Origin of the sequence: Comamonas sp., assembly GCF_036666375.1 — a bacterium.
Classification (GTDB): Bacteria; Pseudomonadota; Gammaproteobacteria; order Burkholderiales; family Burkholderiaceae_C; genus Comamonas.
The window spans coordinates 15771-22125 of record NZ_JAVWWA010000009.1 but is presented as its reverse complement, the minus strand read 5'-3'; the positions used below and the strand labels follow the sequence as shown (position 1 = coordinate 22125).

The window sequence follows — 6355 nt, the reverse complement described above, 5'->3', positions numbered from 1 at the left end:
GTGAGCGTCAGCACGCCGTTGTCATAGCGCGCCTTGGCCTGGGCGGAGTCGATCTCCAGCGGCAGCTGAAAACTGCGCTCCACCGCACCGTAGAAGCGCTCGCTGCGCAGCAGCTTGTCGTCCTTCGTCTGCTCATCCTTTTGCGTGACTTCGGCGCGCAGGCTCACCACGTTGCCGTCGATCGCCACCTGGATGTCCTCCTTGGCCACGCCGGGCACTTCCGCGTGCACGGTGTAGGCGGCATCGTTTTCCTTCACATCGACCTTGATCTGCGAAGGCGAAGGCAGCGGATCGCCGTGCAGCGGACGGATATAGAAGCCGGGGTTCACATCCTTGAAGAATTCGTCGAGCAAACCACCACGACCCATCAATGCGTTCATGTCATTCCTCCTGCAAATTCCACGCCCGTCAGGCCGGCGTGTGGCGCCTGGCCGCTCGCAGCGCATTGCCGCGAGGACCTGCTGTTAAATTGTGGGCATGCGCGCCCTTTTTTCAAGGATCGCGCAGCGCCAGCAGACCGATCCCGGCCCTGACTGGCACGGACCTGGCCCGCGCGACCACATTCATTGAAGCCTTCATCCATGTTCGCCCTGCTGCGCACTTTCTCCCTGCAGGAATTGCTGCACCACCCCTGGCGCACGGCCAGCGCGCTGCTGGCCGTGGTGCTGGGCGTGGCGCTGGGCTTTGCGGTGCATGTGATCAATGCGTCGGCGCTCGACGAGTTCTCGCGCGCGGTGCGCAGCGTGCAGGGCCAGCCCGATCTCGAACTGCGCGCCATGCAGGGCGCCTTGCCCGAGCAGGTCTATGGCCTGGTCGCGCGCGAACACCGGCAGGTCGCGCGCGCCGCGCCCTGGCTCGAGGCGTCGGTGCAGGCGCGGCGCGCTCCGACCGCTGACCAGCCCGCCGTCACGCTGCGCCTGCTGGGCGGCGACGCGCTGCAGTTCGGCGCGCTCGCGCCGGCGTTGATGCCGCGGCTGTTTGCCGGCCATGACCGCCTCGATCTGTTCGCTCCTGATGCCGTGTTCCTCAACGCCGCAGCGCTGCAGGCCCTGGACCTGAACGAAAGCCAGGCCGTGGGTGCGCAGCTGTGGTGGCGCCTGCCGGCATCGGCCGCGGGCGATGCGCGCGCGCCCGTCGCGGTGCGCGTCGCGGGCACGGTCGCGGCCAGCGGCCCGCCGCTGGCGCTGATGGACATAGGCGCGGCCCAGGACCTGCTGCAGCGCTGGGGCGAAATCAGCCGCGTCGATCTGCTGCTCGCGCCCGGGGCCGACGGCCAGCGCCTGCTGGCCCAATTGCGCGCCGCGCCCGGCTGGCCCGCGGGCGTGCTCGCCAGCGTGCCGGGCAACGAACAGCAACGCGTGGCGCAGATGTCGCGCGCCTACCGCGTCAATCTCACGGTGCTGGCGCTGGTCGCGCTGTTCACCGGTGCCTTTCTGGTGTTTTCCGTGCTGTCGCTGAGCGTGGCGCGGCGCGCGCCGCAATTTGCCTTGCTCGCAGTGCTGGGCCTCACCGCCCGCCAGCGCCTGGCGCTGGTGCTGGCCGAGTCGGCCGTGCTGGGGCTGCTGGGCAGCGTGGGCGGCATCGCGCTGGGCCTGGGCCTGGCGGCACTCGCGCTGCGCCTGCTCGGCGGCGATCTGGGCGGCGGCTATTTCACTGGCGTGCAGCCCGCGCTGCAATGGAGCGGCGCGGGCGCGCTGGTCTTCGCGGGCCTGGGCCTGGCCTCGACGCTGGCCGGAGGCTGGTGGCCGGCGCGCGCCGCGCAATCGCTGCCCGCGGCCGCGACGCTCAAGGGGCTGGGCGCGCTGCAGATCCCGCAAGCCGGAGCGCGCCTGCCCCTGCTGCTGCTGGCCGCGAGCGCAGCCCTGGCCTGGCTGCCGCCCATTGCCGGGATTCCACTGGCCGCCTATGTCTCGGTGGGACTGCTGCTGCTCGGCGGCATGGCCGCCCTGCCCTGGCTGCTGGGCAGGCTGCTGCAGCGCCTGCCGGAGTTTGCGCGCCAGCGCCCGCTGTGGCTGCTGGCTTTCGAGCGCGCGCGGCGCATGCGCGCCGGCGCCAGCGTGGCCGTGGGCGGTGTGGTCGCCAGCCTGAGCCTGGCCGTGGCGCTCACGGTGATGGTCAGCAGCTTTCGCGGCTCCATGGCCGAGTGGCTCGATACCGCGCTGCCCGCGCCCGCCTATGTGCGCGCCAGCGGCGCGCAAGGCGATGCAGGCCTGCGCGACGCCGGCCTCACCGAAGCCGTGCGCGCCCTGCGCGGCGTGGCGCGCGCCCAGGCCCAGCGCAACGCGAGCCTGTCGCTGGCCAGCGACCAGCCCGCCATGGCACTGCTGGTGCGGCCGCTGCAGGGAGCGCAGGCCCAGGCCCTGCCCTGGCTCGCGCCGCCGCTGGCCGTGCCACCCGGCGCGATAGGCGTGCATGTCAGCGAAGCCGCGGCCCAGCTCTACGGCCTGCGGCCCGGCCAGCGCTGGAACGCGCTGCAGCCGGCGTTTGCCCAGGCCGGCGCGGCCGCGCCCGATTTTTTCGTTGCCGGCATCTGGCGCGACTACGTGCGCCAGTTCGGCGCCGTCGCCATCGACAGCGCCGACTACCAGCGCCTCACGGGCGACCCGCGGGTTTCGGAGATCGCGCTGTGGCCCAGCCCCAACGCCGATATCGCCGCGCTGCAGGCCGGTATCCAGGCGCTCGCGCCGACCTATGGCGCGCTCGAGTGGCTCAGCAGCCAGGGACTGCGCGAACGCTCCATGCGCATTTTCGACCGCAGCTTTGCCGTGACCTACTGGCTGCAGGCCGTGGCGATAGGCATAGGCCTGTTCGGCATTGCCGCCAGCTTCAGCGCCCAGGTGCTGGCGCGGCGCAAGGAGTTCGGCCTGCTGTCCCACCTGGGCCTCACGCGCCGCCAGATCCTGGGCGTGGTCGCGGGCGAAGGTGCGGTCTGGAGCGCGCTGGGCGCGATCGCCGGCACGCTGCTGGGCCTGGGCGTGGCGGTGATCCTGGTGCATGTGGTCAACCCGCAGAGCTTCCACTGGACCATGGAGCTGCGCCTGCCCTGGCTGCACCTGACGCTGCTGGCGCTGGCCGTGACGGCCGCAGGCACGCTGGCCGCCTGGCTCGCAGGCCGGGCCGCGGCCGGACGCGACGCGGTGCTGGCCGTCAAGGAAGACTGGTAGCGGCGCGGATTCACGCCAGTGTCACGAACGCCCGCTACAACGCAGGCTTCGCTACTGCATCCGCGTCTAACCACCATGGCTTCTTCCCTGCGCTCGCTTCCTGCCCACTCCCGCCTGTTCGCGCTGAGCGTTCTTGCCACCGCACTGCTCGCCGCCTGCGGCGGCAGCGACGGCACGCCGCAAGCCATAGTCCCGCCCCCGCCCGCCGTCGAAGCCACGCCGCTGACCGTGGCGCTCGAAAAGATAGGCAGCTACGCCACCGGTGAGTTCGTCAAGAGCGCGGCCGAAATCACGGCCTACGACGCCGTCAGCAAGCGCAGCTTCGTGGTCAACGCACTGGCCGGCGCGGTCGATGTACTGGACCTGAGCAACCCGGCCAAGCCCGTCAAGGTCGGCCGCATCGAAGGCCAGTCCGTGCTCGCGGGCGCGGAGATCAACAGCGTCGCAGTGCGCAACGGCCTTGTCGCCGTGGCCATGCAGGCCAAGGTGAAAACCGACAACGGCCGCATGGCGCTCTACGACGCCAACACATTGGCGCTGATCAGCCAGATCGAGATCGGCGCCCAGCCCGACATGGTGACGTTCACGCCCGATGGCAAGTATGTGCTGGTCGCCAACGAAGGCGAGCCCAGCGACGACTACCAGATCGACCCCGAAGGTTCGGTCAGCGTGATCGATGTCAGCGACGCCAAGAAGCCCCAGGCGCGCACCGCCGGCTTCACACAATTCAACGGCCAGGAAGCCGCGCTGCGCGCGCGCGGCGTGCGCATCTTCGGCCCCAAGGCCACGGCCGCCAGGGACTTCGAGCCCGAATACATCGCCGTGTCGGCCGACAGCCGCACGGCCTGGGTCACGCTGCAGGAGAACAACGCGCTGGCGCGCATCGATCTGGCATCGGCACAGGTGACCTCGGTGACCGCGCTGGGCTACAAGGACAACAGCCTGGCAGCCAACGCGCTCGACATCCAGGACGAAGACGGCAAGATCAACATCACGACCTGGGCCGGGCTGCGCAGCCTTTACATGCCCGACAGCATCGCGGCCTACGATGCGGGCGGCAAGACCTATCTCGTCACGGCCAACGAAGGCGATGCACGCGCCTGGGGCGAGAACAATCCGGCCTATGTGAACGGCGACACCGGCAAGGGCTTCATGGAGGAATTCCGCGTCAAGCACCTGACCAATGCCAAGGGCTGGAGCGGCCGCAAGGGCGACGACCTGCCGGCCCATCTGAACGCCCTGGCAGCGGGCGGACTGCTCAACCCCGCGACCTTTGCCTACTGCGGCGCCGCCGCCGGCACGCCGGGCAAGTGCCGCGACGATGATGTGCTGGGCCGCCTCAAGGTCACCTGGACCCAGGGCTACCAGCAGAACGCCGACGGCACGCCCGTTCTGTACACCGCGGCCGGCGTGGCCAGCCCCACGGGCGACCGGCTGATGTACGACAACCTGTATGCCTTCGGCGGCCGCTCGTTCTCGATCTGGGACGACAACGGCGCCCTGGTCTGGGATTCGGGCGCGGCGATAGAGACGTTCCTCGCCAGCGACGCCTGCAAGCTGGGCAGCGCGCGCAGCATCCCCTGCAAGACCTACTTCAACACCGGCCACGACGCCCTCGCCAAGGCCGATGCACGCAGCAGCGCCAAGGGCCCGGAACCCGAAGGCCTGACCGTGGGCAAGGTCGGCAACAAGACCTTTGCCTTTGTCGGTCTGGAGCGCATGGGCGGCGTGCTGGTCTATGACATCACCAACCCCAGGGCGCCGCTGCAGATGGACTACCTGAACACGCGCGAAGGCTGGGACCTGGACCCGGCAAAGAACCTCGACAAGGTCGGCGACCTGGGCCCCGAGGGCCTGCACTTCGTGCCCGCGGCTGCCTCGCCCAACGGCAAGCCGCTGCTGATCGTCGGCAATGAAGTCAGCGGCACGACCGCGATCTTCCAGCTGAAGATGACGTACTGAACGTGAGCGCCAGCAGCGGGCTTGCGCTACATTGGCAGACGCCATGTCTGTGACCCACCCGCCGCTTTCCGACCCGCGCCGCCGCTGGCTGACCCAGGCCGCGGCCGGCGCCGCAATCCTTGCCCTGCCCCCCTGCGCCAGCGCGCTGCCGGCCAGGGTGCTCGAATTCCCGCGCGACTTCGGCAGCCACCCCGGGCTGGGCACCGAATGGTGGTACATCACGGGCCATGTCCAGGCTGCTGGCCGGCTGCTGGGTTTCCAGCTGACGTTCTTCCGTTCGCGCGTGCCTTCCACCCAGAATCTGCGCTCGGCCTTTGCCGCGCGCCAGCTGGTGTTCGCGCACGCCGCGCTGACCGATGTCGCGGGCCGGCGCCAGCTGCATGCGCAGCGCAGCGCGCGCGCAGGCATGGGCCTGGCGCAGGCACGCGAAGGCGATACCGATGTTCAGCTCGGCGACTGGTTCTTGCGCCGCAGGCCCGCGCCTTCCGGCATGGCCGCACAGGCCAGCCGCTATGCCGCGCATATCGCGGGCGACGGCTTCGATCTCGCACTGCAGCTCGCGACCACCCAGCCGGTGCTGCTGCAAGGCAACGCCGGCCTGTCGCGCAAGGGCCCCGATGCGGTGCAGGCGAGCTACTACTACAGCCAGCCGCAGCTGGATGTGTCGGGCACGATCACGCTCGACGGCCGCACGTTGGCGATCGACGCCAGCGCCCACAACCGCGCCTGGCTGGACCATGAAGTCAGCGACGCGCTGATGCACCCCGAAGCCCAGGGCTGGGACTGGATAGGCATGAATCTCCACGACGGCAGCGCGCTCACCGCCTTTCGCCTGCGCCGCCCCGACGGCAGCACTCTCTGGGCCGGCGGCTCCTGGCGCGCACCGGGCCAGGCCGCGCGCATCTTCACGGCCGGGGAAGTGGTGTTCACGCCCCAGCGCTGGTGGACCAGCCCGGCCAGCGGCGCGCGCTATCCCGTCGAATGGCGCGTCACCACGCCCGCGGGCAGCTGGCAGGTAGACGCCCTGCTCGACGCCCAGGAACTCGACAGCCGCGCCTCGACGGGAACGATCTACTGGGAAGGTCTATGCGATCTGCGCGCAGCCGATGGCGGCGCGCTGCGCGGGCGCGGGTATCTGGAAATGACGGGATATGCGCAGCGGCTGAAGCTCTGAGAGACTGCCCTTCGACAGGCTCAGGGCGAACGGTCAGCGCTTGCGCTCAGGGCGA

At 70.1% G+C, this 6355-nt stretch carries 4 protein-coding genes; 3 read left to right on the top strand and 1 reads right to left on the bottom strand.

All coding sequences use genetic code 11. From position 1 onward, the window contains the following. Positions 1–380, bottom strand: a 380-nt coding sequence (locus RR928_RS03555; protein ID WP_332535028.1) for an Hsp20/alpha crystallin family protein, incomplete at its 3' end; no start/stop codon positions are given. A gap of 201 nt (positions 381–581) precedes the next feature. On the opposite strand from RR928_RS03555, the gene RR928_RS03550 reads away from it, so the two are divergent. The 3 genes from RR928_RS03550 to RR928_RS03540 all read left to right on the top strand — a co-directional run bounded on the left by RR928_RS03550 (position 582) and on the right by RR928_RS03540 (position 6300). Further along, positions 582–3164 carry an ABC transporter permease gene (locus RR928_RS03550; RefSeq protein ID WP_332535030.1) on the top strand — a complete coding sequence of 861 codons (2583 nt, stop codon included), beginning with the start codon at positions 582–584 and terminating at the stop codon, positions 3162–3164. 75 nt (positions 3165–3239) lie between these two features. After that, positions 3240–5126 (top strand): choice-of-anchor I family protein, encoded by a 1887-nt coding sequence (locus tag RR928_RS03545; protein ID WP_332535032.1) that lies wholly within the window; start codon positions 3240–3242, stop codon positions 5124–5126. A 43-nt stretch (positions 5127–5169) separates the two neighbouring features. Further along, positions 5170–6300, top strand: coding sequence for a lipocalin-like domain-containing protein (locus RR928_RS03540; RefSeq protein WP_332681531.1), 1131 nt, complete (start codon positions 5170–5172; stop codon positions 6298–6300). Positions 6301–6355: the final 55 nt, after the last annotated feature.